Genomic DNA, 26,839 nt, shown 5'->3' with positions numbered 1-26,839 from the left:
CGCGAAAGCGGAAACACATCAAAGTCTATTGCTACTTATCTAGTCCATGGTTGCCAAAATCTTGTTGCTCAAAGCTCCCTTGTATTTATCCCGATAATGGATCTTGCGCTCTATTGCCTGGATGATACTTTTAGAAAAATCTGGTAAGTCTATATCCTTGAATCGCTCCAATCCACCTGGACTAAGCAAATTGATCTCAATCAGTTTATCGTCCACGATGTCTAACCCAACGAAAAAGAGGCCATCTTTGATCAATTTAGGAGCTACAATGTCTACAATTTCTTGCATGGCTGGCGTCAACTCACTACTATCTGCCGTTGCTCCCAGCGAGAAATTACTGCGGAACTCGCCCTCGCTAGCAACACGACGTATGATGCCCTTATTTCCATCTTCTTCCACAATCCGGCCATTCACTAAAAGTACGCGCACGTCCCCATTTTTAACCTCTGGAAGAAATTCTTGGGCAATAACATATCCGTCGCGAGCAATGGTTTCAATAATCTGGGTCGTATTTTTCTCGTGTTTGTCTATCATATACACATTCTGACCTCCCGACCCCTCAAGAGGTTTGAGCACCATTTTGTTGCCCATTTCTTCATAAAATTTCATCAATCGATCGTGGTCACGAGTTATGATACTCTTAGGTTTGATGTATTCCGGTAGACTTTCAAAATAAAGTTTGTCAATAAATGCATTAGCAAGTGTATGTGCATCATTCAGTACAAGTACTCCACTATCTTGAATCATCTGTCCAAAGCCTATTCCTGAGAATTCGGCCCATTGGCGTTCCCCAGACTCCTCAGTTGGGTTGTTTCTTAAGAATAAAACGTCCAGATCTGTAGAGCTTATGATATCCGTTTTTTTACCTTGAAGATATTCAAGGGTTTCATCAGGTGTACGCTTTTTTGAAGAGGTAGGTATTTTGACTGCCTCTATCTCGATAGGACCACTGCTGTTGAAAGTAAAACCACCAACGCCACATACATAAACCTCGTGTTTACGGTCGTGGGCTTGCGTTATCAGACGGATGCTAGAACCACTCTTTTCTGTAGCAATAGCACTTAGTACAAAACATATTTTCATTTCTTAATCATTTGGGCAAGATAAGTTCCTGCTGTTATTTCTTTCATTTGATCCTGGTAGCATTCCATTTGCAGGTATCTAGGTTTAATTCTAGGCCCTATGAGCACCTCACGATCTATCAATTCTTTGATAATATTCACGTGGTGTAAGGCAAATTTACCTGCGAGTAACAATTCCAGGTCTCCACCAGAATTGAGGAAATGACGCAACTGCATAAATCCCTTGAGATAGATGATATCCTTAAGAAAACCGCCACCTTGAAACATTCTCGACACAATGTTAAAAGCTCGATCTTGACTGAAACCGTAGGTGTTTTTTAAAAGATCAAACATCTCTTTGAAATCACACCCTTGCATCAATACATCGCCAGCAATTACTCGGCCAGCAAGGGTTCGAAGCCTATTGGGAGTTAAGTTTCCGCACAGGTATTCTGCCATTACAGCGATACCTTCCTGGAGCGTATCGTAATCTGCAAGACCGGCTTTAAGTTGGGTCAACGGTTGTTTGGAACCATTGTAATAGGTGAGAACATGTGTACCTATCTCATGTTGCAATAGTGCATTAGCTTCCTTGCGTGTCAATTCATAGTTTTTAGGCAGATAAAATTCTCCTTGTGAAACCATCATAATATTCAGGTTTTCTTTAATGTGAACCTTACCCTCAAAATCTGAATCTTGATTTTTAAAGAATTCAAACTCTTTCAGCGCGAGTTCTCTGAATTCTGCGGCATTGATCAATTCTGATGGATTTGGCTCCTGCTCCTCGGCAAGGATGGATAAAATATCCTCAGCTTCTTTTTTGAGGTCTTTTTCCACGCCATGAAATAAGCGGATGCTACTATAGAAGAAATTTCTAGTACCGCGCTCCTTCAGCATCGAAAGTTGTTTTTCTAGCTCCTCACGCTTCTCGTTGTATAAATAAGCCAAAGCTGGGTCATCTATCTCATCAATACGTAAATTGAAAAGCTTGCGCTTCAACTTGTCTGGATCTACAGGAAGCAAGCGATAGTGATAATCAGGTACGGTTTTGAATCCACTTTCAAAAAAGGTGTCACGTATCTCGTTAATGTTTACCGGCGCAACCAACATGAGTAGGTTGAAAGAATCTTCAATATCGGTGAGCTCTTGATCTAGCTTGTATAATTCTGCATGAACATTCCGTTTACCAATTGCCGTAAAACTGGGAATCCCAGAAGAGGTCTGAACACGGACGAATTCAAAAATGGCTTTTTGCAATGCCCTTGAAAAGTTGTCCCTGAACCTTCTGAAAAAGACGGGAAACAAAACCCCTTTTGTATTGCGGTAGACAGGCGGTATTTCAATATGAATCAAAGTAGCGCCACATTTCAAAATCTCCTCACTAGAACAGGGTAAAACGGAAACTCCATTTATGGTAACCTCATCGTCATCGACAGTAACACCCAAATAAGGCGAGGTATCACTAACCCTGATCTTATGCAATTCATGTTTGAGAGCCTCTATTGATGCTGGCAATCGGGATGCTGGTGCGTGAATCTTGAAGTCAGTAATACCTTGGTTACCACTATAGATGTCTACTAATAAGAAAGCATTATGCTTGCTAGTCATCGCCTCACTTACCTGAGTGATAAGAGAGCTGTAATCGTAGGCGTCTACATTACCTATGATCAAATGCGAAGCCCCACTTTTTGCTAGTCTTCTAGTACCAGCATCATCGGGCAATGTTCTATAAATAAATAAGAAAGGAAGAGCAGGTTCCAGGTGGATAAATCCATTGCCTTCGAGGTTGTAGATACTGCGCCTGTTAGTGGAAATATTTTCCAAAACAGCTTTCGTTGCATCATCTACAAGTGTTTCCATAATACTAAAACTTGATTTAAATAAGTGTATTCGCTTAAGTTATAAGATTATCGAGTAGCAACCATTCTATTTAAAAGTACTTTAATAATTTCTGTATCTAATTTGAATGTTAAGCGCTGGTGGTGGTGGTTGATTTCGCTTTCGCGAAAGCGATATATTTAAAATCACTTAGGGAGTTTAAATTGTCAGAAAGCCAATTTAAACAGTTGAATAATAGGGTCGTCTCTTTTTAATGGGTTTATTTTTACGAAATGTGCAAAGGCTGCTGTAACCAGGCTCAGGGGATTTGTAATAGGGTTGAGTTTGTAATTGTCAAACTTCAAACTAGCATTAACCTCATCAATAACTATACATTACCACATCAAAATTGAATATCATTTGATGATTGGAGTTTTTTAGTTTTTTAGAATTCTGTTTATCAATGTTTTATACAAATTCGCAATCGTTGCGTTTTTGTATAATTTAATAGACGGTACGACCTAGTCGTATTTTGTGAAAATCTTAATATTTTTATAAAACCACAACTACAACGTTGTAGAAACACGACCAGAACCAAATAAACCATTCATGAATAAATTAACTTTTTTACTTATTTATCTTGTAGCAGCGTTAGGTTTTGCACAAGAAAATATTCTTACCGGAAAAGTTCTCGAGCAATCTTCGGGAGAAACGTTATTAGGTGCTACAGTTCAAAACTTAAGCACTAACAGAGCCACCACAACTGATATAAATGGTACATTTTCCATTGCCGCATCAACAGGGGATGTTCTCAAATTCTCATATATAGGTAAGGTACCTCAACAAATCACTGTCGCTAACATGACACCGTTGACAGTAACCTTACTCGATGATGTCGCGGCTCTTGAAGAGGTGGTTGTCATAGGTTATGGCACACAGGCCGTGCGAGAAGTTACTGGAGCGGTTAGGGTTGTAGATAGCGAGACGATCGAAAATTTGAAACCTACTCGTGTGGAAGAAGCTTTACAAGGTCAAGTGGCAGGTGTCAATGTTACTTCTTCTTCAGGTTCCCCTGGAGCAGGGCTAAATATTAGGATTCGAGGAATCTCTACAAATGGGGATAACCGTCCTTTGATTTTAGTGGATGGAAATATCATTGAAGACTTAAGTGTGATTAACCCTGGAGATATTGAAAGTGTTTCTGTTTTGAAAGATGCTACAGCAGGTATTTACGGTGTCAGAGCTGCAAATGGTGTTATTATTATCACTACAAAAGGTGGTCGTAAAAACCAACCTCTTACAGTAGAGTTTAATTCTTGGGGTGGTATTCAAGAAACTTCAAGGAGCCTACCGACCTTAAATGCACAGCAATACGCATTAATTAAGAATGAGGCTTTTGCTAACAATGGCCAACCTCTTCCATTCCCTAATATTTCGAACTTAACTAATACTGATTACCAGGAGGCTGTTTTTGATGATGCTCTTGTTCTCAACAATGATCTTTCAGTAAGAGGTGGAACGGATAAATCCTTATATGCATTTGGCTTAGCAGTTTTAGCTCAAGACGGTATCGTGGGAAGTGATAAATCTGATTTTGACCGTTTTACTATGCGTGGCAACTTTGATCATGACTGGACCAAAAACCTGAAGATGAAAACTGGTTTTCTTTATTCTTATACCAGTAACAAAAACATAAATGATGGTGGATTAGGCTCTGTATTGTTTAATGCATTGAATATGGCTCCTTCCATACCAGTGTACGATGAGAATGGTGAATTCTCTCTAGCAGAAGGCTTAGGTAATGAAGTGATCAACCCAGTAGCGCAGCTTGCTAATACCTTTAATAAGAATAAAGTTGGAAAAATTAGTGGGAATTTTGGCTTGACCTATTCCTTCTTAGATCATTTTGAAGCTACGGCAAGAATACAAGCTAATTATTCCGAGGCATATGGGAATAATTTCAATCCAAGAGCTTTCTACGGTTCTGGAAAAGTATTTAACCTGACCGAAAACGTTTTTAGTACCTATGAAAACTTCTTCAGCGATTATACCTACGATGCTTTTGTAAAATATGACAATACTTTTGCCGAAAGGCATAACGTTGAGGCGACTTTAGGGATGAGTGCCTTCAGAACTCGAGGAGATTTCAACGGGTTTACTGGCTTTGGTAACGAAAGTAATGACTACAATGAGGTCTCTATTGCTGGTGCGGAAAGAGTTATTGATGGCGATGAAAATGGAGCTAGACGCTTTGACCAACGCCTACTTTCTCACTTTGTACGTTTGCAATATGATTATGACGGTAAATATTTGTTTTCAGGTGTCCTGAGACGTGACGGAAGTACCATATTCGGCCCTGAAAACAGATTTGGAATTTTTCCTTCTGCTAGTATTGGTTGGATAGCTTCTGATGAGAGTTTTTTACAAGATAGCGGTACTATTAGTTTCTTAAAATTTCGTGCCTCAGCAGGTATCATAGGAAATGATAGAATTCCGGCATTTGGGTTTGTTTCTTTATTGAATGGTGAAGGTCAATATGTATTCAATGACCAAATCATCAATGGAATTGCAGGAGGGTCATTGAGCAATCCAGAAATCAAATGGGAGGAACAATTCACTACCAATATAGGTCTAGATGTTAGGTTCTTATCTAATAAATTGAATGTGACTTTAGATTATTTCAATCGGGAGACTAACGATCTATTGATTGCACCTTCCGTTTCGGGAATATTAGGTGCTGCAGCTCCTGGATCTGGCGCGCCATTTATAAATGGTGGTGATATTAGAAACCGAGGTCTCGAATTTTCTATAGGGTATTCTGATCAAGTCACTGAAGACTTTAGCTTCAATGCAAGTTTTAATATGGCTACCATCGATAACGAAGTTCTGTCAGTAAATAATAATAATGGTTTCATTGAAGCTGGCGGGTTTGGAGTAGGACAACCTCCTATAACTAGATTTCAAGAAGGTTTCCCAATTGGATATTTCTACGGGTTCCAAACGGACGGTGTTTTCCAAAATGCTGCTGAGGTAGCGGCTCACCCATCTCAAGAGGCTTTAGGTGCTATAGCTCAACCTGGAGATTTGAGGTTCAGGGATTTGAATGGCGACGGAGAACTAAATCTGGATGACCGTACAGAATTAGGAAACCCTATTCCAGATGTAACGATGGGAATGAACTTAAGTTTCAATTATAAAAATTGGGACTTTCAAAGTTACTTCTTTGCGTCCATCGGGAATGATATGGTACGCAACTATGAGCGTAACCAACCACTTACTAACTTGACTACTTATGCATTGAACAGATGGACTGGTGAAGGTTCGACTAATTCTTTTCCTAGGGTGACTACAGGAGCGACTGCAAATCAGGTTTTTTCAGACTTTTTTGTGGAAGACGCTTCATTTTTAAGAGCTCAAAACATACAATTAGGATATACTTTAAAGGAGAAAGCGCTCGACAACGTTCAGCTAAGTAAGTTGAGGATTTATGCCTCAGTACGCAATGCGTTTACACTTACAGAGTATAGAGGTTACGACCCTAGTGCAAGTTCAGGAGATCCTTTAGCGAGCGGTATTGACAACGGTTTCTATCCAGTAGCGAGAACCTTCCTAGTAGGAGTAAATGCAAAATTCTAAAACTATCAAGATGAAAATTTACAAAATATATATTCTATTATTTGTAGTTGCCGTAGGCGTTAACGCCTGTAGTGAAGACTACTTAGACATTGAAAGTGAAGACTTAAACTCAGAGAACTTTTTTAATTCTCAAGCAGATTATGAAAGTGCTCTGGTAGCTGCATATGATCTATTGCAATCCACTTACTTGAATGTGATGTTGGGTGATATTGCTTCAGACAACACCTTGGCTGGTGGCGAAAGCGCTACAGACGTTATAGGAATCCAGCAAATAGATGATATGATGCACACCCCTGTAAATGCTCAATTATCTGATATATGGAGATGGATGTTTGCAGGAGTTAATAGAGCCAACTACATATTAGAATTTCAAGACAAAACCGATTTTCCGGAAAAACCAAGAGTTCTTGGGGAAGCCCGCTTTTTAAGAGCGTATTACTATTTTGAATTGGTGAAGTTTTTTGGTGATGTACCATTGGTGGTAGATAAACGTTTTCTATTTGGAGATCAGTTTGAAGTGGATCGCACTCCTAAGGAGCAGGTTTACGCGCAAATTGAGCAAGATTTACTGTACTCCATCGAAAATTTACAATACACTACTCCTGATGTAGGTCGCGCCACTAAAGGTAGCGCTCAGGCGTTGCTGGGAAAGGTTTACTTGTTTCAACAAAAATATGGAGAGGCGGCAGATGTCTTGGACGATTTAATCCTATCCAATCAATATTCTTTAGTGCAGGATTATTCTACCATCTTTGAAAACGATAACGAGAACAACTCAGAGTCTGTATTTGAAATCCAGTACTCGGATCTTGAAGGTGCAGGTTTTGGATGTCTACAGTGTAGTGAAGGAAATGTGGCGGTAGGCTTCAATGGTATTAGAAATTATAACGGCCCATTATTTGATTCAGGATTCAGCTTTAATGTTCCAACTCAAGAGGTAGTAGATTTATTTGAACCAGCTGATGTAAGAAAGAATACCGCTATTCTAGACATAGAAGAGTTTGCAGCAGCTAACGGAGCGACTTTTAGCAAAGGTTACGAACATACCGGTTATTACAACAGAAAATACATCGCCAGACAAGGTGATTTGAACACTGGAGATGCAAACTTGACCAATCCTAACAATTATAGAGCAATTCGATTGGCAGATGTCTATTTAATGGCAGCTGAGGCCTACAACAGTGGCAATCTGGGTGATGGACAAGCAAGAACATATTTAAACATCGTACGTAACCGAGCTAATTTACCCAACGTAGAATTTTCTGGATCTGCATTAAGAGACGCCATATTTGTTGATAGAAGATTGGAGCTTGTAGGAGAAGGCCATCATTTCTTTGACCTAGTTAGAACAGGCCGTGCAGCTGCTGAGATCAACGGCTTTATATCTGGAAAACATGATGTGTTTCCTATACCTTTAGAAGAGATATTACTCGCGGGAGATCGCTGGGAGCAAAACCCTAATTATTAAAAACATTTTAAAATGAAAAATATTAAATTTTTTCTAGTCATTCTAGTTGTAGCGTTCGCAACGCTTTACAGTTGTGACAGCGACGATGTTAAAGATTTGACAGTTGACATAGAAGCGCCATCCAATATTGACTTGATTTATAATATAACCCAAGACAATACTGGTCTAGTGACCATAGCTCCATCTGGAAAAAGCGTCAGTAGTTTCGAAGTGTTTTATGGCGATGGAACAGGTGAATCGACCGTACTATCCCTTGGTGAGAAAGCACAGCGTAATTATTCTGAGGGATCTTTTCCAGTACGTGTAGTAGCGACTAATCTGGCAGGTCAAACTGCAGAGTTGACTAAGAATTTAGAAGTGTCATTCAAGGCTCCAGAAAACTTAGTTGTTAACGTAACAAAAAGTGCGTCTTCCAATTTTGGTGTATCCGTCTCGGCTACTGCAGATTTTGAAACCTCATTTGAGGCTACGTTTGGTGAGGATCCAGCTGCGGCTCCCTTAGCTTTTACTGAAGCTGATACCGTAGATTATGAATATTCTAGTACAGGAACTTATACTATAACAGTGACTGCATTGAGTGGTGGAGCTGCTACAACTTCTACTACAGAGGTTGTAATAATAGAAGACCCTGTGACTCTACCCTTGACTTTCGAGTCAGCAACACTCAACTACAATTTGATAGGCTTTGAATCAGATGTTTCTATAGTTGACAATCCAGATTCGAGTGTTGACAATAACAGTGGCAAGGTTGTTCGCATTCAAAAGACAGGCAGTCAAGTTTTCGGAGGCGTCGTTGTACCGTTGAGTAGACCTATTGATTTTTCCGGACCTCAGGGTTTTAGAATGAAAACTAGGTCTCCAATGCCTGTTGGAACTAAAGTTACAATGAAGCTGGAAAATGCAGATGGATCTATTGCTTCAGCAGATTTTGAAGCGTTTACTACTAAAGTCAGTGAGTGGGAAACTCTTTTCTTTGACACCACTGGTTTAGACACATCACAACCATTTAGCAGATTTGTCATATTCTTTGATTTAGGTAATGCCCCAACGGGAGACATAAACTACTTTGATGATATAGAGCTAGCAGACGGCCCGCCAATTCTTCTACCATTGACTTTTGAGGATACAAGAAGACAATACAATATTGGAACTAACAACGGTGCGTTCTCCATTATCGCTAATCCTGTTGCAGGTGGTATAAATAATTCCAGTAGAGTGATGCAATTTAACAGACCTCCAACTGGCCCAAATAACTTTTCATTAGTTGCAATAGTTCTGGATCAGCCAGTAGCTTTCGATGCTTCTACCACGTTTACATTGAAAGTGTATTCTCCTAGGGCTGGATTGCCAGTATGGCTCAAAATCGAGAGAGTAGGCGACGGTGGTTCCTTTCAAGAAGTGACCAGTGTAACCACTAGTGTTTCGAACGCATGGGAAGAATTGACTTTTACAAACTTCAACGGTAATACAACAGAAGATCTTAGAAATGTGGTTATATTTTTTGACCCTTTACAGGCGACTTCTTCTGCAGAGACCATCTATATCGATGATTTAATAAAAACAAACTAAAATAATTGAAATGAAATATTTATATAAACTTATGATCGTTTTGACACTGGCGGTTTCCTTTCAATCTTGTCAAGAGGACGATACAGAATTTGGTGATATTATCACCCCTAGCAATCTAAATGTGAATGTAGCCATACAAGGAGAAAGTTCTACGGATCCGAATGGTGACGGTACAGGTATCGTTGTTTTTAGTTCAACGGCAGATAATGCTTTGAATTATACATATGATTTTGGCGACGGCCGCACCGGATCCACTTTCAATGGTGCCATTGAGCATCGGTTTGTTGACTTGGGCGTGAACAGCTATAGTGTAACCGTGACTGCCACGGGTACAGCTGGTGCTGCTACTACACAAACATTTGTAATCGATGTCCTGAGTACCTTTGATGACTCAGAAGCTAAGGAGTTTTTAACTGGTGGTTCTAGCAAAACATGGTACTGGTCTGTTGCTGAAAATGGACATTGGGGCGTGGGACCTACCTTACTTATAGGTGGACAATCTCCAGAGTCCTATTACACCCCAGCATTTTTCCCAGTTCCGGCTTTTGGGAGGTATTGTAACGAGCTCACAGAGTGTTTTTATGAGGATGAGATGATTTTTACAATGAATGGAAACAATGTCATATTTGAATTGAAAAACTTCGGTAGTACTTATTTCCATAATTCATACCTAAGTCAGTTTGGTGGACCATCTGCTAACAACCCTGATAATGCTGACGAATGCCTGCCATTCACTGCTCCAGCACCAGGAACCGTTACATTTACGCCTACTACTAATACAGATGTACCAGAAGATCGATCTAGAAAAACCAGTATGCTATTGGCAAATAATAATTTCATGAGCTGGTACGTGGGTAGCAGCGAGTATGAGATATTAGAGATCACGGAAAACAGAATGGTTTTGCGTACGGTTCAAGCAAATGACCCAGCATTAGCCTGGTATCATACCCTTACTACAGATGTTCCAGTAAATCCTAATCCTAGTTGTATCTAGAGCATACCACAACTTTAATTTTCCAAAAGCCATTAGATATATCTAGTGGCTTTTTTATTTCGCTTTCGCGAAAGCGAACTTTCAAAAACAACTGATCATAGTATCATTGCGTAATTTCAAGAGCAAGTTTTCGACTTAATGTACAAGGTGGGTTCAAATTATTAAGATTCAATCCAAATAATGCAGAGATTACCGATATATCAAAAACCTTAATTGAATATGGCGGCTTTCGCAACTATCTTTGCGACAAATTAAAAATCTATACATGAGCGCTTTGATTAAATCTTCTATTGCACGCAAATGGGTGATGGCCTTATCAGGTTTATTTCTGGTAGTTTTTCTTACACAACATTTTACGATTAACATTACTTCAGTAATTGCTCCAGACACTTTCAATGAGTGGTCTCACTTTATGGGATATAACCCGCTGGTTCAGTTTGTCTTGCAGCCTATTTTGCTTGCTGGGCTTATTGTTCACTTTGTCATGGGAATTGTTCTTGAATATCAAAATAATAAGGCGCGGCCTATTAAATATAAAAGGTTTGATGGTAATTCAAACTCGCCTTGGGTTTCTAGAAACATGGTCATTACTGGACTTGTAGTTCTAGCATTTTTAGGATTACATATGTATGATTTTTGGGCACACGAGATTGCTTACAAATTTATTTATGCAGAGCCAGAATCCCCTACTCGATACTATGCAGAGACCGTTCATAAATTTGAACCTGTATGGAGAGTGGTCCTTTATGTAATATCATTTGTACTATTATCATTACACTTATGGCACGGTTTCAATAGCTCGTTTCAATCCATGGGAGTAAAAAGTGTGAAGAAAGGTGATACGCTTAAAAAGATCACCTATGCATGGGCTGTTTTGATTCCGGCTGGATTTATCTTCATCGCTTTATATCATCATTTTAATCCAATAACAGCATAATTATGGCAGTTTTAGATTCAAAAATACCTCAGGGACCACTCGATGAGAAGTGGGTTTATCATAAAAATCACATTAACCTAGTCAACCCGGCTAACAAGCGTAACATTGATGTTATCGTTGTGGGAACTGGACTTGCAGGTAGTTCTGCTGCTGCAACTTTAGGTGAATTGGGTTACAACGTTAAGACGTTCTGCTATAACGATTCTCCACGCCGTGCGCACTCCATTGCTGCACAAGGTGGTATCAATGCAGCAAAAAACTATCAAGGTGATGGGGATTCCAACTATCGCTTGTTTTACGATACGATTAAAGGTGGTGACTACCGCTCTAGAGAAGCAAACGTTCATAGACTTGCAGAGGTTTCGTCCAATATCATTGACCAGTGTGTAGCACAAGGGGTTCCTTTTGCACGAGAATATGGTGGATTACTGGACAACCGCTCTTTTGGTGGGGTTCTAGTGTCTAGAACATTCTATGCCGCAGGTCAAACAGGACAGCAGCTATTGTTAGGTGCTTATTCTGCATTGAACAGACAAATCAACCGTGGTAAAGTACAACCGTTCAACCGTCATGAGATGTTAGATCTTGTGGTTGTAGATGGTAAAGCTCGCGGTATCATTGCTCGTAACTTAGTTACAGGCGAGATTGAACGTCATGGAGCGCATGCAGTTGTGATCGCATCTGGTGGATACGGGAACGTATTTTTCCTTTCTACCAATGCGATGGGAAGTAACGTAATGGCAGCGTGGAGAACACACCGTCGTGGAGCTTACTTTGCAAACCCATGTTATACTCAAATTCACCCAACTTGTATTCCAGTAAGTGGTGAACACCAATCCAAACTAACCTTGATGTCAGAATCCCTCAGAAATGACGGACGTATCTGGGTTCCTAAGAAAAAAGAAGATGCAGAGGCGATCCGCGCAGGAAAGAAACGCGGCGTTGACCTCGCAGAAGAAGATAGAGATTACTACCTAGAGCGTCGTTATCCAGCCTTTGGTAACTTAGTTCCACGAGATGTGGCATCTAGAGCTGCTAAGGAGCGTTGCGATGCTGGTTATGGTGTGAACAAAACCGGTCAAGCAGTGTACCTTGATTTTGAAGCAGCTTTTAAACGTTACGGTAAAGTGGAAGCTTTAACGCATGGTCATAAAAACGCTACTGAAGCGGAGATGATCAAGCTAGGAAAAGAAGTGATCAAGAAGAAATATGGTAACCTTTTCGATATGTACCAGAATATTTCTGATGACAATCCTTATGAGGTGCCTATGAAGATTTTCCCAGCGGTTCACTATACGATGGGTGGACTTTGGGTAGATTACAACCTACAGACTACAATTCCTGGATGTTTTGCGGCTGGAGAGGCTAATTTCTCAGACCATGGTGCCAACCGTCTAGGTGCAAGTGCGCTGATGCAAGGACTGGCTGATGGTTACTTTGTTTTGCCTTATACCATAGGTGATTATCTGGCAGATGAGATACGTACTGGAGAGATCCCAACAGATACCCCAGAATTTGATCAAACCGAAAAAGAAACTAGAGAACGCATTGAGAAATTATTGAACGGTTCTGGCAAGCACAGTGTGGATTACTACCACAAAAAACTAGGTCTGATCATGTGGGACAAATGTGGAATGTCTCGTAATGCTACTGATCTACAGTCCGCTATGGATGAAATCAGAGATTTGCGTGAAGATTTCTGGGCAAATGTACGTGTGACTGGAACAGCAGATACTAAGAATCAAGAGCTAGAAAAAGCAGGCCGCGTGGCAGACTTCCTAGAATTAGGTGAGTTGTTTGCTAAAGATGCACTGGATCGTAATGAGAGCTGTGGTGGACACTTCCGTGAGGAGTATCAAACGCCTGAAGGTGAAGCGCTGCGTGATGATGAGAACTACGCATACGTATCAGCTTGGGAATACAATGAAAACCCTCGTGACGCAAAGCTGCATAAAGAAGAACTGGTATTTGAAAATGTAGAACTCAAGACTCGTTCTTATAAATAATATTAAAATTAGTTCGCTTTCGCGAAAGCGAACTATCACAATAACACCGCAGGAAAAGTATTGAATTGAAACTGCGAACAAACAATAGATGAAGCATGAAACTGAATCTTAAAATCTGGAGACAAGAAGGTCCTAATGTAAAAGGGAAGTTAGTTGACTACCCGCTAGACGGCGTGGATGGTGACATGTCCTTTTTAGAAATGATGGACATCCTGAATGAGGAATTGATCAACAAGGGTGATATTCCTGTAGAGTTTGATCATGACTGTCGTGAAGGAATCTGTGGATCTTGTAACATGATGATTAATGGAGAGCCTCACGGACCGCAAAAATTGACTACTACTTGTCAATTGCACATGCGCAAGTTCAACGATGGTGACACAATTACTATTGAGCCATTCCGTGCTAAGGCATTTCCAGTAGTAAAGGATTTGATCGTAGACCGTTCTGCTTTTGATAGAATCCAGCAAGCTGGTGGTTACATTTCTGTAAACACTTCAGGAAACACCCAGGATGCGAATTCGATTCCAATCGAAAAAGAAAAGGCAGATGAAGCTTTCTGGTCAGCGACCTGTATAGGTTGTGGTGCATGTGTTGCGGCTTGTAAAAATGCAAGTGCAATGCTGTTTACCAGTGCTAAAATCTCTCAGTTCGCATTATTACCGCAAGGCGAAATTGAGGCTACAGATCGTGTTGAAGCGATGGTACGCCAGATGGATGAAGAAGGGTTTGGAAACTGTTCTAATACTGGTGCATGTATGGTAGAATGTCCTAAAGGAATTAAGTTAGATAACATCGCTCGCATGAACCGCGAGTACCTTAAAGCAGAAACGATAGCTTAATAAGTATCGTTGTGAATATCAAAACCCGATCTTTCCAGATCGGGTTTTTTTTGATTTGGCTGAAAAAATTATTCAGTCCTTCAAATACTCCTGCACATCCACCACATCATATTTAGGGCTACTAGCCATGAACTCCTTAAAGAAGGCGATATGCGCGCCACCGTTTAATACAAGAACTCGATCTTCTGGGGTGATTTCAACACGGTTGATGTTTGCATAAATTCTCAGGTTCCGTTTATAGAAATCTGCAGCAACGTCTGCGCCTTCAAACTTGCCTGGCGTATTCACATAGGTAAAAATATCAGAATTTGTGTTTTTTAAAAAACTGATGTACTCTGGCGTATTGGAATAACGATACAGCTGCTTTGTAGTCGCTGTTGTTTCCAACTGTGAAGCCTTTTGCAAGTGAGGCATCAACTGAGCATAGTAACCCGCCACGACTTTATTCTTAGTAGAATCTGCAAGACGTCCTATGCTGCCATAATCATAACCCATTTTATGATCGATGGCATGCAAGCTGGCACCGCTGGCACGAGCTATTTGAAATGCTAAAAGACCTACCTCACCACCATAGGTGCTTAACTTATTTGGATTCTCGAGATAAAGTTGGTAGAGCGAGTCCATTTCTGCTTGACGTTCTGGAACAACTTCTACTAAGATTTTAGTGGGTTTAAACTCTTGAGCTAATTGCAGGGCAAGTTCAGATATTTCAGTACGACGTTCTGGGCGACTGGCGTCGTAGCCAGATTTAGTGGCATCGCTGGTATAGCCCATATGCCAGGTTCCCAATAAAAGAACAGGTGTCTTGTCAAAGTCAAAAGCATCTTTTGCTTCTTTCATAAATTGCTCTTCGTTAATGGATTGACTGTTTGCCATAAATACAGCAGTTATCACAACGATGATGGAAAGTGTTAGTGTTCTCATGATAAATTGTTTTTGATTATTATTTGATCCAAAAGTAAGAGCACACTACAGCGCTTTAAGAGTACAATCGACGATCCTCATAATTGTGTCGACGACTCCCAAGATTATGACATTGCCGATTTCATAGACACAATCTGCCAATTCATAGATATTTGAAATGCAATTCCTGCTGTAATCCCTAAATTCACTACATGAAATTGAGATTAGCCCGTTTTATTGCGTCGTTTTATATCTTCTTCCTCATCATGGAGGTGTTGCGAGAACTATTGAGATCCAGCACTTATTTAGATATGTTCTTGAGCGCCCCCTTAAACAGTGCTCTAGGGTTCCTGCAGTCGTCGGTTCTATTTCTCGCCTATGCGCTATTCTCCTATGTATTCCTTTTTTACAGGTATAAAAAGCAAGGAAAAGGGCTCACCCTGATAGGAATCATCGCTATTGCTTTAGCCGTCATAGGATTGCGCTACATGGTAGAAGAAATCATTATCAAAGCAATTACGGGTTATGGTAATTACTATGAAGGCACAACCGCCCTGTACTATATTACGGACAATCTGTACTATGCGATCCTTTATACAGCCTTTGGTGTTTGCTGGTTTTTTATACAGTATTCTAGCGTACGGGATCGGCAGCAGCAGGAATTGTTGTTAGAGAACAAAAAGTCAGAACTGGCTTTTCTCAAGTCCCAGATCAATCCGCACTTTTTGTTCAACATGCTCAACAACATTTATTCGTTGATCAACATGCAGTCAGACAAAGCTTTACCGGCCATTGAAAAATTAAGCCAGCTGCTTCGGTACAGCTTATATGAAACAGATAAATTAGTAAGCATTCGGAAGGAGCTCGAGGCTGTAAATGGATACATAGAATTAGAAAAATTACGCTTTCGCGAAAGCGTACAAACCACCATCACCACAACTCCAAATGTTCTAGATCTACGTGTAGCACCATTTATGATCATGCCGCTGGTAGAAAATGCCTTCAAACATGGGGTGGTAACAAACGCTAAAAGACCTATAGAGATTCACACCTCTATGCAAGACGACCAACTTGTGGTATGGGTACGTAATGCAATCGCTAAGAGAGAAAAGCATGAGGTAGGCGGTATAGGCATAGAAAATCTACAAAAGCGCTTATTGCTCACCTATGGCGATCACTTCAAGTTGCTTAAAGAGGCAAATGACGAGTTCTTTAAAATCACCATCATCATAAATTTAAAATCATGATCAGATGTGTTCTTATCGATGACGAACCGCTAGCATTAGAGCTTTTAGAAGCACATGTTTCAAAAACTGATGCTGTGCAATTACTAAAATCATTTACCAACCCCATTGAGGCCTTGCAGCAATTAGAACAATTGCAACCAGATGTAATCTTTTCTGATATCCAAATGCCAGAGCTCACTGGTGTTCAATTCTCTAAGATTGTGGGAAACAAATACCCCCTCATTTTTACTACAGCTTACGATCAATATGCGTTGGAAGGTTATGAATTAGACATCGTTGATTACCTATTAAAACCTATATCACTAGAGCGCTTCCAGAAAGCGATTGGTAAGTTGACCGCCAGAACTACCGCAGAAACTCTAGTGATAAAAAGTACTACTCCGGATTACATCTTTGTCAAAAGCGAATACAAAACTCTCAAAGTCAATCTAGCCGATATTCATTATATCAAGGGAATGGCAGATTATGTGACCTTAGTTCTCAAGGACCAAAAAATCCATACGCTAGAAAACTTGAAGCATTATGAGAAAATCTTACCGTCTAGCCAATTCATGCGCGTTCACAAAAGCTATATCATTGCTATGGACAAGATTGAATTTATAGAACGCAATAGAGCTGTGATACTTGGCGATTACATTCCTGTAAGCGACACGTACAAGAAAGCCTTTTTTGATAGGGTGAATGGGTAAATTTTTGGTAAATTCCTTCTTTTAATCCATACATTCTTATTAAGAAAAGTCGTTTCACACCTTTTAGATTGAGGTGATTTGATCATTTTATTACTGATGAAGTTTGCACTATCTTTAAGAATACTCTTTAAATAAATCAGATGAAAACACATAATCTACTAGCTCTAATCCTACTGCTATTAATCACCGCACCCATGACAATGGCGCAGATGGTTACTGTGCCTGTAATCAATGACAAGGTTCTATCTACTCTCAAGGAGTTAGATCCTAAAGCGCCAGCCTCTGACGAGATAGATTTTGACACTAAGAAAATATCCTATTACGATATAGAAGGCAATATATTAGATGTCGATGCAAAAAAAGCGTATCGCAACAATCCTGAATATAGCATTGATCGAATGTTTGCAGATAGCAATAATGTAGTGCGTGTAGTCATCTACAAAAAAAGCAGCGCAGCAGAAAAAGCACAAAGACAAAGCTTCCAGATGAGCTTAAAAGCGATGGATCCTAACTATTTTAAAGGTCAATATGCAAAACCTTTTTCTGTAACTGATATGGATGGTAACGTGTATACTAACGAGAGCCTCAAAGGTAAGGTCGTGGTCTTAAATTTTTGGTTTATAGGTTGCGCGCCATGTATAGAAGAGATGCCGGTTCTCAATCAATTGGTTGATAAGTATAAAGGTAAAGACGTTGTGTTTTTAGCGATTACTTATAATAAAAAAAGTGAGCTTGAAGAATTTTTGAATAAAAAACAATTTGATTACCAGATTATACCAGAAAATACTGCAATTGCTTCAGAATATAAGATTATGGCATATCCAGACCATATAATCATTGATAAAAAATCTGTAATACAATACAAAGGAAATTTGAATAAAGACCGTCTATTTGATTTCATGTCAGAATATATTGATCTTTGCCTAGCAGCCAAATGATCGCCAAAAATCAAATACGCTCTAAACTGCCTGAAGCTAGCCCTTCTATATTTGCTCAAATGACGCAACTTGCTCATCAGCATGATGCGCTCAATCTTTCTCAAGGGTTTCCCAGTTTTCCAGCAAGTCAGGAGTTAAAAGAGTTAGCGTCTCAAGCGATTATTGACAACAACAATCAATACGCACCCATGATGGGCGTGCCTGTATTGCGCGTCGCCATCAGCCAGATGTTTGAGGAGCAACACAAGGCTTTTTATCATCCCCAAGAAGAAATCTGCGTGACGGCTGGAGCGACCCAAGGGATTTTCACCGCTATCCAAGCTACTATTTTTAAAGGTGATGAAATGATTATCTTCACACCAGCCTACGATTGCTATGAGCCTGCCATAAAAATTGCGGGTGGGATTCCAGTCAAAATCCCCATGCAGCTGCCCGAATTTACTATTGATTGGGAACAAGTACGTTCTAGTGTGTCTACTAAAACTAAAATGATCCTGATCAACTCGCCACACAACCCTAGCGGTAAGCTATTGACGCATAAGGACATGCTGGAGCTAGAAAATATTGCTGTACAAAATGATCTTATCGTTTTAAGCGACGAGGTGTATGAACACATGATTTTTGATGGTCGCGAGCATTTGAGCGCCAGCCGGTATCCAGCACTCAAGGAGCGTAGTTTTATTACAGGAAGCTTCGGCAAGACCTTTCATGTGACAGGCTGGAAAACTGGTTTTTGTCTAGCCCCACAACCGCTCATGAAAGAATTTTTAAAGATCCATCAGCAAGTGGTATTTTGTGTCAATAACCCTATGCAGCAAGCGGTTGCCACCTATTTACAAAGCCCAAAACACTATCAAGAGCTAGGTAAATTTTACCAGCGTAAAAGAGATTTATTTCTCAATCTCATCAAAAACAGTAAATTCAAGTTCAAACCCACTGAAAGTACTTATTTTCAACTACTGGACTATTCTGCGGTCACTGATGATGGTGATATCGCTTTCGCGAAAGCGTTAACCATCGACCACAAACTTGCATCGATACCCATATCTGTTTTTATGGAGGGTCGCGATCCTAAAATGCTGCGGTTTTGCTTTGCCAAGGAAGATGAAGAACTGGTTGCCGCCGCTAAAATTTTAAATGAACTCTAATTCAACATGTCAAAAAAACTCAAAGTATCGCTCATACAAACAGAACTCATCTGGGAAGAGCCATTGCTCAACCTCAGCGCCTTTGATATCAAGCTCAAAGAGCTCTACGGCAATACAGAACTAGTAATTCTTCCAGAAATGTTTACCACTGGCTTTTCTATGAATCCGCAAGAGATTGCGTACTCCTATACCATTTATGATTGGTTTAAAAACCATGCGATGGCTGGAAATTTTGCGATTTACGGCAGCGTGATGTTCAAAAAAGATTCGGGTACATATTGCAATCGTGGGATATTTATGAAGCCTGATGGTGATTTCACCGTTTACGATAAACGCCACACCTTTACCCTAGCAGGTGAACATGAAGTGTACGACCGTGGTGAAAAACCCGTCATTGCAGAATTTAAGGGTTGGAAATTCAACTTGCAGATTTGCTATGATTTACGTTTCCCGGTTTATGCGAGAAATACGCAGGATTATGATGTGTTGCTCTATGTGGCCAACTGGCCAGTGCCTAGAGTCAACGCATGGGACGCCTTATTGAAAGCTCGTGCCATTGAAAACATGGCGTATTGCATAGGCGTCAACCGAGTAGGAACTGATGGAACTGGCATGGATTACAGTGGTCATTCTCAAGTATATGATGTACTAGGCCATGAGATGATCAAAGATCACCCCTGGCAAACGGAGGGAATTCAACAAGTGGTTTTAGACAAAGAACACATCGAATTCACTAGAAAAAAACTAAGGTTTCTCGAAGATCGGGACGCGTTTACTCTAGAGTAATATTGGTTACATAATCCCAATTCGCTTGCAAGGCAATCAAGTCTGGGAAGTACACTACTTTCTCCGGCTGGCGATTGTCTAGGAAACTTCCAGGATCATACCTGCCGTTATCATTAGCGTCATAGATCATGCGTATGTAATACTTATTGGGGGTCAAGTAATCAAAAGCAATAGAACTGTTTTCTCTTATGGTTTGTGAAGCTACCACTTCTAGGCTTTCAGTTACGATCTCTACAATAATAGGAAAGCTGGATCCACCGCTAAAATTGATCGGAATATTTCCTAAATCTGAAGTAGCTCGAGTGGTAAAAATACTGTTTATGGTGTCGTTCGTAGCACCATAAAAATCAGTTATGGCTCCAGGAAGTAGTTTCAAATTGTAACGGTTTTCTGGCTGGGGCTCAAACTCAAAAGTCATAACATTCTTTAAAGAATCCAGCTTCACTGCAAAATCTTGTGGTACGGAATCCTTATTGATCAATTTCATTTGTAAAGGCCTCAAGGCAACAATAGGAGTGGTTGCTGTAAATTGAACTGGAGTACGTAAACTGAACTGCCCGTATTTAGAAACGATCAAACTATCAGGATCTTGCTTTTTTAATCGAGCAGTAACCGTTTGCCTAAAATCCTTGTATTCCACTTGTAGTCCTAGACTGTCGCTTTCTAAGACAGGTTTATACCAGTAATTTAATGTGTCTTTTTTATCTTCCTTGGTAATGCGACTTGCATTGATTAATGATTTATCTGTAGGCGAAATTGTCATAGAGTCAAGTTCTCCTGTATAACCTACCTGTATACGCGATTGTGCCACCTGACTCGCCCTGCGCACTTCCTTGTCTTGAATGGGCTCATATAAAGTAAGTTCAAAAGTCTCATCAGTAGGCACGGTAATCACCTCACTAACAAAGCCTATTTTGTCACTTTTAGGATCAAACTTTAAATTGCTGGAGCTTTCCTTTAAAGCTAGCATACGGTATTGCCCAGCCTTCAAGTTTTCCATGGTAAATGTAGTCAGGCTGTCTAGAGTGTTGACGACGTACCGAGGCTGTTCTTTGTAAATGATGGAATCTGTATAAGTTTCATCGACTTCATACAGCATCACGTTTACAAATTCATCTGTTTCAAAATTGAGGGCATCTGTAACGCGACCTTTTATTTGAAGGGAGTCGATGTAGGAACCTGTACTAAAGATGTATTTGAAAAATGGGTAAGCATTGCCTTCCGTATTGTCAACGATACTTTGTCCAAAATTCAAAACATAAGTCGTGTTATCTTGCAAGGTGTCTAAAATCTCTATGGTCAGCTTTTTTGAAGTCCCGCCTTGTGGTTTTATATTAGGGCGGTACTTGAGTGGTGGAGAGATGACCAGTTGCTTTTGTAAATCTTTCAATTTGATATACTCATCAAAAAACACTTCAATCTTTTGGTTTTTAAAATTGACACTGTAATTATCAGGAAAGGCTCTTAATATGGCTGGTGGTTCTTCATCCACAGGCCCGCCAGTGGGAGAACCACGTTTCGCACACTGCGTCAATACCAGTGCAATAGCCAGTGCAAACAATGTCAGGAAGTACGTCTTTTTCACAGTTTTCAAAACGCTCGCAAGTTACTAGATATTTTAAACCGATAGGCCCATTGTCGCAATGGAAATGCGAGTGCCTGGAATTTTTAGCAACTCTCTGGCGCACAAGGTCAAGGTGGTTCCTGTGGTGATAATGTCGTCTACCAGCAGTATATGCAAACCTTCACTTAACTCTTCTTGAACCTGATAAGGTGATTGAGATTCATCGCTGCGGTGTCGTTGATCCAGCTGGGCTTGCTTGATGGTATTGCGATTTTTAACGAGCACGCTTTCGCGAAAGCGAACTCCCAATTCATCTGCAATGCATTGGCCAAATTTGGTAACCTGATTGTAGCCACGTTCTTTCAAACGTTTAGGGTGAACTGGAACTGGAATAACAAGATCCACATTTTTAAACCTATCGTCAGAAGCCATCAAGCTCCCCAACCATAGTCCTAAAAACCCGCCGATGCGCTCCTGTTTTTTATATTTAAGGGCATGGATGATGTGTTGAACGGTGCCTATCTTTTCATAATACAGCAAACTGGTCACATGCTCCAGGGGAACTCGAGCATAAAATAACTCTGCTATTTTATCATTGTCCGTCACATCATGGTACGCTACTGGCAGCTGTGCACGGCAGGGAACACAGAGAATCTCCTCGCCTGGATGCAAGACTTGCTCACAGCCCATGCAGGTTTCCGGATAAAATAAATTAATGAAGTCGTGGATTAAAGACTGCATAAAAATCTTTAGATTAGTATCTTAAATATAAGCAAGCTTATGACAACGCGTCAAGACAATCGTTTTCTCAAGATTATAGTTGGAGTCGTTATCCTGCTATTTATCCTTCTCGCCTACTGGTCCTACACCACCTATCAGGAAAACGAAAACATCAAATCAAGTTTAACGACAGAGAAAGAACGCATTGAGGAAGAACTCAAAAATATTTCAATTGAGTACACGAGCGAGATAGAAAAAGGCAATATGTTAAGCAATGATTTGATTGCAGCTAGAGAGCGCATCACTCGCTTGCGCGATAGTGTCATCAATCTGGAAGGAAGTGTGGCAGTCATGTCCCGATTGCGCAAAGAGCTCTCCAAAATAAAAGACGAGCGTTTAGAGCTCACCGCCAAAATTTCAAAACTAGAAGCCAGCAACAAATACCTCGTGCGCATTAATGACAGCACGCTAGCTGCGCTTAATGAAGAGATGATCAAAAGCGAATTGAAAGAAGAAACCGTTGCTAAACTCACTGAAAATGTAAAGCAAGCCGCGACATTGATCCCTACTAATTTTAAGATGGATGGAGTGATCGTGCGCAATTCTGGCAAACAAATCATTAACGATCGCGCCAGCCGCGTGGATGACCTTAAGGTATGTTTTACCCTGCCTGAAAATGCATTGGCAGAAAGAGGCATTAGCTCCTTTTACCTACAAGTTATCAATCCAGAAAATAACGTTATGGGCGTTGCAAAAACGGTATCTTTTGATGAAAAGACCCTTACCTATTCTAAGAAAGTAGACTTTAATTATCAAGGTAAAGAACTCAGCATCTGCGAGATGCTGGATGCTGATGTGGAAAAGATCGTCAAAGGTACCTACCGCGTCAATCTCTTTAATGGCCCTGTACGTGTGGGTAGTAACGATTTGGTATTTAAGTAGTATTCCAAAAACTATTCCTTGTGGTCTTATTTCATTTATTATTTCGCTTTCGCGAAAGCGGAAACAAAACACAATGAATTCCCCACAAAGCCACTGCACAATAGCTGTCTTTTTTTAACTTTGGCAGCTATGGCAAACAACGATCAAGATCAGTTCAAAAAGGTACTCTCTCATGCAAAAGAGTACGGTTATGTATTTCAATCCAGTGAGATTTATGACGGATTGCAGGCTGTTTACGACTATGGTCAAAACGGTGCAGAATTAAAGAAAAACATACGCGAGTACTGGTGGCAAGCCATGACGCAGCTCAACCAAGACATTGTTGGGATTGATGCCGCCATTTTCATGCACCCCACCACATGGAAAGCATCTGGTCATGTGGATGCATTCAACGACCCATTGATCGACAATAAAGATTCTAAAAAACGCTACCGTGCTGATGTGCTGGTAGAAGATTACTGCGAGAAATACCTTCAAAAGGCTAACAAAGAGGTCGAGAAAGCTGCTAAAAGATTCGGTGAGGATTTTGATGCAAATATGTATCGGGAGACCAATCCGCGAGTGATGGGCTATTTGAAACAGTCCAAAGAACCTGTGGAGCGACTGGCAAAATTACTGGAGGCCGAAGATCTTGCCGGTGTGAAAGCCCTAATCGAAGAGCTTGACATTGCAGATCCAGATACAGGTTCAAAAAATTGGACTGATGTGCGCCAATTCAACTTAATGTTCGGTACTAAAATAGGTGCCAGTGCAGATACTGCGACCGATTTATACTTGCGTCCAGAAACAGCACAGGGAATATTTGTGAATTTCTCTAACGTTCAGAAATCCGGACGTATGAAGATTCCCTTTGGAATTGCTCAGACAGGAAAAGCCTTTAGAAATGAGATTGTAGCGCGCCAATTCATCTTCCGTCAGCGGGAATTTGAGCAAATGGAAATGCAATACTTTGTAAAACCAGGAACTGAATTGCAATGGTTTGAAGTATGGAAAGAGAAGCGCATGGCATGGCATAACTCTTTAGGACTGGATGCAGATAACTATCGTTTCCACGATCATGAGAAGCTAGCGCACTATGCAAATGCCGCAACTGATATTGAATTCAATTTTCCATTTGGGTTTAAGGAACTAGAAGGAATTCACTCCAGAACCGATTTTGACTTAAAAGCCCACGAAGAGCACAGCGGTAAAAAACTGCAGTTCTTTGATCACGAGGAAAATAAAAACTATGTTCCTTATGTGATTGAAACTTCCATAGGTTTAGATAGAATGTTCCTTGCCATCTTCTCTTCAGCTTTAATGGATGAAACACTAGAAGATGGATCTGAACGTACGGTGCTTAAAATACCTGCTGTACTCGCACCTGTAAAAGCAGCGATTTTACCATTGCTTAAAAAAGACGGCTTGCCAGAAATCGCACACGAGATCATTGACGAATTAAAATGGTCGATGAAGGTACAATACGATGAAAAAGACGCCATAGGACGCCGTTACAGACGTCAGGATGCTGCCGGAACACCTTTCTGTGTTACGATTGACCACGATACTAAGGAAGACAAGGCTGTTACGGTAAGAGATCGCGACACCATGACTCAGGAACGCATTGCTATAAAGGATTTGAAAGTTTATCTAGAAAAGCGCGTGGCGATGAGTGAGTGGTTGAGGAAGATATAGAGACTCATTGAGTTCTTGAAAAAGGGTGAACTTAAAAGTTTACTCTTTTTTTGTTTTTCGTTTGAATGTTTGCTCGAGCCTAGTCGAGTGCAATCTCGTATATCAGTAAATTCTGATTTGCTTATTTTGATTCTGATATTAAATACTGCAGTTTAAAGCCAAATTCACCGTGTCGGCCACCAGCTCCACTTTTAAAAAGTATTCTGATTGGTGTAGAACAGTGTGAACAGTAATAATCTAGAAAAGAGTTATCGTGTTCTTCTACTCTCATATTGATAAACTGGTCAAATGCGACTCTGTCTTTCTTACTTAAATTAGAAGATTCAGATGATTGATGTTTTTTCAAATGAGCCAAACTTATAGAAGTTATAGTATCACATTCAGTACAGCTTATATCTGAAGTCGGATAGGTTTGATAATCCGAATAGCTATTGAAGTCAGTTTTGTTCGTGACTTTTAGAATGTCGGTGACTTTCAATTTACCCATATATAATCCTTTAAAAATAAGCCTTCAGCTGCACGCTTCCCGTATGCACCGTGCTTGCGGTTTCTGAGTTCCTGCCGCTGTAGCTTATAGTTCAAAATAATAATGACCATACCCTTATAAAAATCATTACATGCCTTCACCGTTAATTCGTTTCACCATCAATGAAGAAAAATACTGAACTCCATAGTTAATGGCTTTTTCGTCCACCTTAAATTCTGGAGAATGAGGCATGGCCAGGATGCCTTTTTCATCATTTGAAGCGCCTAACAAGAAAAGCACTCCCGAAATATGGTCTTGGAAATAGGTGAAGTCTTCATTAAAATAAGGGATCTGACCATACATGCGTTGGATTCTATCGTTTCCATAGGTATTAGTCAACATGTCCAACGATTCCCCTGTTAAACTAGGATCATTTTGAACCGTTGGGTTTTTTGACAGCGATACCACGCCGATTAAATCGTTTGAATATTTAGAACTTCCTATCTCTTTCTCTAGGTTTAATACCGCCGCACCCATCTTTTGTTGGTCCGTTTCATAAATGGTAAACTGAAAAGACATTTCAGCATCTGATGAAGCAATTTGGTTTACGGGCGTGGAAAAGAAATAATCTCGGTAAATCGTTTCTTGATTAACGAGACCTAATTTTTCATCGGTTAATTCATTTAAAGAGCTGGGCGTACCGCTATTGAATTGTCTATTTAGTGATTCTAAAACAGAATTTATATAGGTTTCCACACTATCGTTTGTACTGGATTTGAAGTTCAGTACGATGGTTTGTTGGTAAGCAAAAAGCTCGTTAGATTTGGTTTGCACAGTTCCCACCTGTGAAGGGAATACATGCAAGGCGTAGATCTCATCAGGCTGAATCACATCTAAAAGCCCGTCCTGCATCATGGCTTGTGCTCCTGTAAAAGCCTCCTCTGACGGCTGAAAAATAAAATAAACTTGGCCGTCAATTTGTTCTTTCATCTGTGACATTACATTGGCAATTCCTAGTCCTATAGTAGTATGAACATCGTGTCCACAGTTATGAGAAACACCTGGGTTTAGAGATTGAAAGGAATGGTCTTCAGCATCTTCAGATTTGATCGCATCCATGTCTGCCCGCCAGGCGATCTTTTTGCCCGGTTTACCGGTATTCAAAATCCCTACTACACCATGCCCTCCTTTATTTGTATGGACTTCCATTCCCAATTCCCGCAAATAGGTTGCGACAATTTGAGAAGTGCGAACTTCTTGACCTGATAATTCAGGATGCTGATGCAGGCCTCGGCGTATTTCAACCAATTCAGGGAAAAGATCGTCTGACATCTGCGCCATTTTCAAATGGTTGAATTCTTTGTTCGTTTTACAAGAGGTAGCCGCCGCAAGAATTACGCATAAAAATAAAACTGTTCCTTTCATAATTGG

General features: G+C 40.3%; 20 protein-coding genes. 14 read left to right on the top strand and 6 right to left on the bottom strand.

From position 1 onward, the window contains the following. Positions 1–39: 39 nt before the first annotated feature. A complete protein-coding gene (locus tag NMS_RS04330; RefSeq protein WP_041495593.1) occupies positions 40–1,083 on the bottom strand; it encodes an ATP-grasp domain-containing protein in 1,044 nt (347 codons plus the stop codon). Next, positions 1,080–2,921, bottom strand: a complete 1,842-nt coding sequence (locus tag NMS_RS04325) for a flavohemoglobin expression-modulating QEGLA motif protein (protein ID WP_041495592.1) — start codon at positions 2,919–2,921, stop codon at positions 1,080–1,082. The genes NMS_RS04330 and NMS_RS04325 overlap by 4 nt, the downstream gene beginning before the upstream one ends. A gap of 567 nt (positions 2,922–3,488) precedes the next feature. Between NMS_RS04325 and NMS_RS04320 the strand changes: the two genes are divergently transcribed. The 7 genes from NMS_RS04320 to NMS_RS04290 all read left to right on the top strand — a co-directional run bounded on the left by NMS_RS04320 (position 3,489) and on the right by NMS_RS04290 (position 14,331). Continuing rightward, the gene (locus NMS_RS04320; protein ID WP_041495591.1) at positions 3,489–6,515 is read left to right on the top strand and encodes a SusC/RagA family TonB-linked outer membrane protein; all 3,027 of its coding nucleotides are present in this window, start codon (positions 3,489–3,491) and stop codon (positions 6,513–6,515) included. Positions 6,516–6,525: 10 nt separating this feature from the next. Next, complete coding sequence (locus NMS_RS04315) at positions 6,526–7,983, top strand: RagB/SusD family nutrient uptake outer membrane protein (RefSeq protein ID WP_041497462.1); 1,458 nt, start codon at positions 6,526–6,528, stop codon at positions 7,981–7,983. Between the two features lie 12 nt (positions 7,984–7,995). Continuing rightward, positions 7,996–9,552: a hypothetical protein gene (locus NMS_RS04310; protein WP_041495589.1), complete on the top strand. Its 1,557-nt coding sequence runs from the start codon at positions 7,996–7,998 to the stop codon at positions 9,550–9,552. A 10-nt stretch (positions 9,553–9,562) separates the two neighbouring features. Continuing rightward, the gene (locus tag NMS_RS04305) at positions 9,563–10,546 is read left to right on the top strand and encodes a PKD domain-containing protein (protein WP_052476707.1); all 984 of its coding nucleotides are present in this window, start codon (positions 9,563–9,565) and stop codon (positions 10,544–10,546) included. A 265-nt stretch (positions 10,547–10,811) separates the two neighbouring features. Continuing rightward, entirely contained in the window at positions 10,812–11,483 is a 672-nt protein-coding gene (locus NMS_RS04300; RefSeq protein ID WP_041495588.1) for a succinate dehydrogenase cytochrome b subunit, read from the top strand. A gap of 2 nt (positions 11,484–11,485) precedes the next feature. Continuing rightward, positions 11,486–13,489: a fumarate reductase/succinate dehydrogenase flavoprotein subunit gene (locus NMS_RS04295; RefSeq protein ID WP_041495586.1), complete on the top strand. Its 2,004-nt coding sequence runs from the start codon at positions 11,486–11,488 to the stop codon at positions 13,487–13,489. Between the two features lie 95 nt (positions 13,490–13,584). Beyond that, positions 13,585–14,331, top strand: a complete 747-nt coding sequence (locus NMS_RS04290) for a succinate dehydrogenase/fumarate reductase iron-sulfur subunit (RefSeq protein WP_041495585.1) — start codon at positions 13,585–13,587, stop codon at positions 14,329–14,331. 72 nt (positions 14,332–14,403) lie between these two features. On the opposite strand, the gene NMS_RS04285 is transcribed toward NMS_RS04290, so the two are convergent. Next, positions 14,404–15,255 carry a DUF5694 domain-containing protein gene (locus NMS_RS04285; RefSeq protein WP_052476705.1) on the bottom strand — a complete coding sequence of 284 codons (852 nt, stop codon included), beginning with the start codon at positions 15,253–15,255 and terminating at the stop codon, positions 14,404–14,406. Between the two features lie 191 nt (positions 15,256–15,446). On the opposite strand from NMS_RS04285, the gene NMS_RS13405 reads away from it, so the two are divergent. The 5 genes from NMS_RS13405 to NMS_RS04260 all read left to right on the top strand — a co-directional run bounded on the left by NMS_RS13405 (position 15,447) and on the right by NMS_RS04260 (position 20,042). Continuing rightward, positions 15,447–16,481, top strand: a complete 1,035-nt coding sequence (locus NMS_RS13405; RefSeq protein ID WP_084217605.1) for a sensor histidine kinase — start codon at positions 15,447–15,449, stop codon at positions 16,479–16,481. Beyond that, complete coding sequence (locus NMS_RS04275; RefSeq protein ID WP_041495583.1) at positions 16,478–17,170, top strand: LytR/AlgR family response regulator transcription factor; 693 nt, start codon at positions 16,478–16,480, stop codon at positions 17,168–17,170. The genes NMS_RS13405 and NMS_RS04275 overlap by 4 nt, the downstream gene beginning before the upstream one ends. 140 nt (positions 17,171–17,310) lie before the next feature. After that, the gene (locus NMS_RS13400; RefSeq protein ID WP_052476701.1) at positions 17,311–18,108 is read left to right on the top strand and encodes a TlpA family protein disulfide reductase; all 798 of its coding nucleotides are present in this window, start codon (positions 17,311–17,313) and stop codon (positions 18,106–18,108) included. After that, positions 18,105–19,256, top strand: coding sequence for a methionine aminotransferase (locus NMS_RS04265; protein WP_041495582.1), 1,152 nt, complete (start codon positions 18,105–18,107; stop codon positions 19,254–19,256). Before NMS_RS13400 ends, NMS_RS04265 begins: the two co-directional genes overlap by 4 nt. Before the next feature lie 6 nt (positions 19,257–19,262). Continuing rightward, positions 19,263–20,042, top strand: coding sequence for a nitrilase family protein (locus NMS_RS04260; protein WP_041495581.1), 780 nt, complete (start codon positions 19,263–19,265; stop codon positions 20,040–20,042). On the opposite strand, the gene NMS_RS04255 is transcribed toward NMS_RS04260, so the two are convergent. Continuing rightward, a complete protein-coding gene (locus NMS_RS04255; protein ID WP_052476700.1) occupies positions 20,029–21,627 on the bottom strand; it encodes an Ig-like domain-containing protein in 1,599 nt (532 codons plus the stop codon). The genes NMS_RS04260 and NMS_RS04255 overlap by 14 nt on opposite strands. 33 nt (positions 21,628–21,660) lie before the next feature. Beyond that, a complete protein-coding gene (locus NMS_RS04250) occupies positions 21,661–22,347 on the bottom strand; it encodes a ComF family protein (protein ID WP_041495578.1) in 687 nt (228 codons plus the stop codon). A 39-nt stretch (positions 22,348–22,386) separates the two neighbouring features. Between NMS_RS04250 and NMS_RS04245 the strand changes: the two genes are divergently transcribed. Together NMS_RS04245 and NMS_RS04240 are read left to right on the top strand one after the other, a co-directional pair. Beyond that, a complete protein-coding gene (locus tag NMS_RS04245; protein ID WP_041495577.1) occupies positions 22,387–23,268 on the top strand; it encodes a hypothetical protein in 882 nt (293 codons plus the stop codon). Positions 23,269–23,397: 129 nt separating this feature from the next. Next, positions 23,398–24,942: a glycine--tRNA ligase gene (locus NMS_RS04240; protein ID WP_041495576.1), complete on the top strand. Its 1,545-nt coding sequence runs from the start codon at positions 23,398–23,400 to the stop codon at positions 24,940–24,942. Between the two features lie 613 nt (positions 24,943–25,555). On the opposite strand, the gene NMS_RS04230 is transcribed toward NMS_RS04240, so the two are convergent. After that, a complete protein-coding gene (locus tag NMS_RS04230) occupies positions 25,556–26,833 on the bottom strand; it encodes a M20 metallopeptidase family protein (protein ID WP_041495574.1) in 1,278 nt (425 codons plus the stop codon). Positions 26,834–26,839 lie beyond the last annotated feature (6 nt).

It is taken from the genome of Nonlabens marinus S1-08 (genome assembly GCF_000831385.1).
Taxonomy (GTDB): Bacteria; Bacteroidota; Bacteroidia; order Flavobacteriales; family Flavobacteriaceae; genus Nonlabens; species Nonlabens marinus.
Note: the sequence above shows the minus strand (reverse complement) of the source record. Positions and strands in the feature narration are given on the sequence as shown.

What these genes read in the sequence shown, in the direction of transcription:
- NMS_RS04330 (WP_041495593.1), bottom strand. Translation starts at nt 1,083, where the DNA reads ATGAAAATATGTTTTGTACTAAGTGCTATTGCTACAGAAAAGAGTGGT.
- NMS_RS04325 (WP_041495592.1), bottom strand. Translation starts at nt 2,921, where the DNA reads ATGGAAACACTTGTAGATGATGCAACGAAAGCTGTTTTGGAAAATATT.
- NMS_RS04320 (WP_041495591.1), top strand. Translation starts at nt 3,489, where the DNA reads ATGAATAAATTAACTTTTTTACTTATTTATCTTGTAGCAGCGTTAGGT.
- NMS_RS04315 (WP_041497462.1), top strand. Translation starts at nt 6,526, where the DNA reads ATGAAAATTTACAAAATATATATTCTATTATTTGTAGTTGCCGTAGGC.
- NMS_RS04310 (WP_041495589.1), top strand. Translation starts at nt 7,996, where the DNA reads ATGAAAAATATTAAATTTTTTCTAGTCATTCTAGTTGTAGCGTTCGCA.
- NMS_RS04305 (WP_052476707.1), top strand. Translation starts at nt 9,563, where the DNA reads ATGAAATATTTATATAAACTTATGATCGTTTTGACACTGGCGGTTTCC.
- NMS_RS04300 (WP_041495588.1), top strand. Translation starts at nt 10,812, where the DNA reads ATGAGCGCTTTGATTAAATCTTCTATTGCACGCAAATGGGTGATGGCC.
- NMS_RS04295 (WP_041495586.1), top strand. Translation starts at nt 11,486, where the DNA reads ATGGCAGTTTTAGATTCAAAAATACCTCAGGGACCACTCGATGAGAAG.
- NMS_RS04290 (WP_041495585.1), top strand. Translation starts at nt 13,585, where the DNA reads ATGAAACTGAATCTTAAAATCTGGAGACAAGAAGGTCCTAATGTAAAA.
- NMS_RS04285 (WP_052476705.1), bottom strand. Translation starts at nt 15,255, where the DNA reads ATGAGAACACTAACACTTTCCATCATCGTTGTGATAACTGCTGTATTT.
- NMS_RS13405 (WP_084217605.1), top strand. Translation starts at nt 15,447, where the DNA reads ATGAAATTGAGATTAGCCCGTTTTATTGCGTCGTTTTATATCTTCTTC.
- NMS_RS04275 (WP_041495583.1), top strand. Translation starts at nt 16,478, where the DNA reads ATGATCAGATGTGTTCTTATCGATGACGAACCGCTAGCATTAGAGCTT.
- NMS_RS13400 (WP_052476701.1), top strand. Translation starts at nt 17,311, where the DNA reads ATGAAAACACATAATCTACTAGCTCTAATCCTACTGCTATTAATCACC.
- NMS_RS04265 (WP_041495582.1), top strand. Translation starts at nt 18,105, where the DNA reads ATGATCGCCAAAAATCAAATACGCTCTAAACTGCCTGAAGCTAGCCCT.
- NMS_RS04260 (WP_041495581.1), top strand. Translation starts at nt 19,263, where the DNA reads ATGTCAAAAAAACTCAAAGTATCGCTCATACAAACAGAACTCATCTGG.
- NMS_RS04250 (WP_041495578.1), bottom strand. Translation starts at nt 22,347, where the DNA reads ATGCAGTCTTTAATCCACGACTTCATTAATTTATTTTATCCGGAAACC.
- NMS_RS04245 (WP_041495577.1), top strand. Translation starts at nt 22,387, where the DNA reads ATGACAACGCGTCAAGACAATCGTTTTCTCAAGATTATAGTTGGAGTC.
- NMS_RS04240 (WP_041495576.1), top strand. Translation starts at nt 23,398, where the DNA reads ATGGCAAACAACGATCAAGATCAGTTCAAAAAGGTACTCTCTCATGCA.
- NMS_RS04230 (WP_041495574.1), bottom strand. Translation starts at nt 26,833, where the DNA reads ATGAAAGGAACAGTTTTATTTTTATGCGTAATTCTTGCGGCGGCTACC.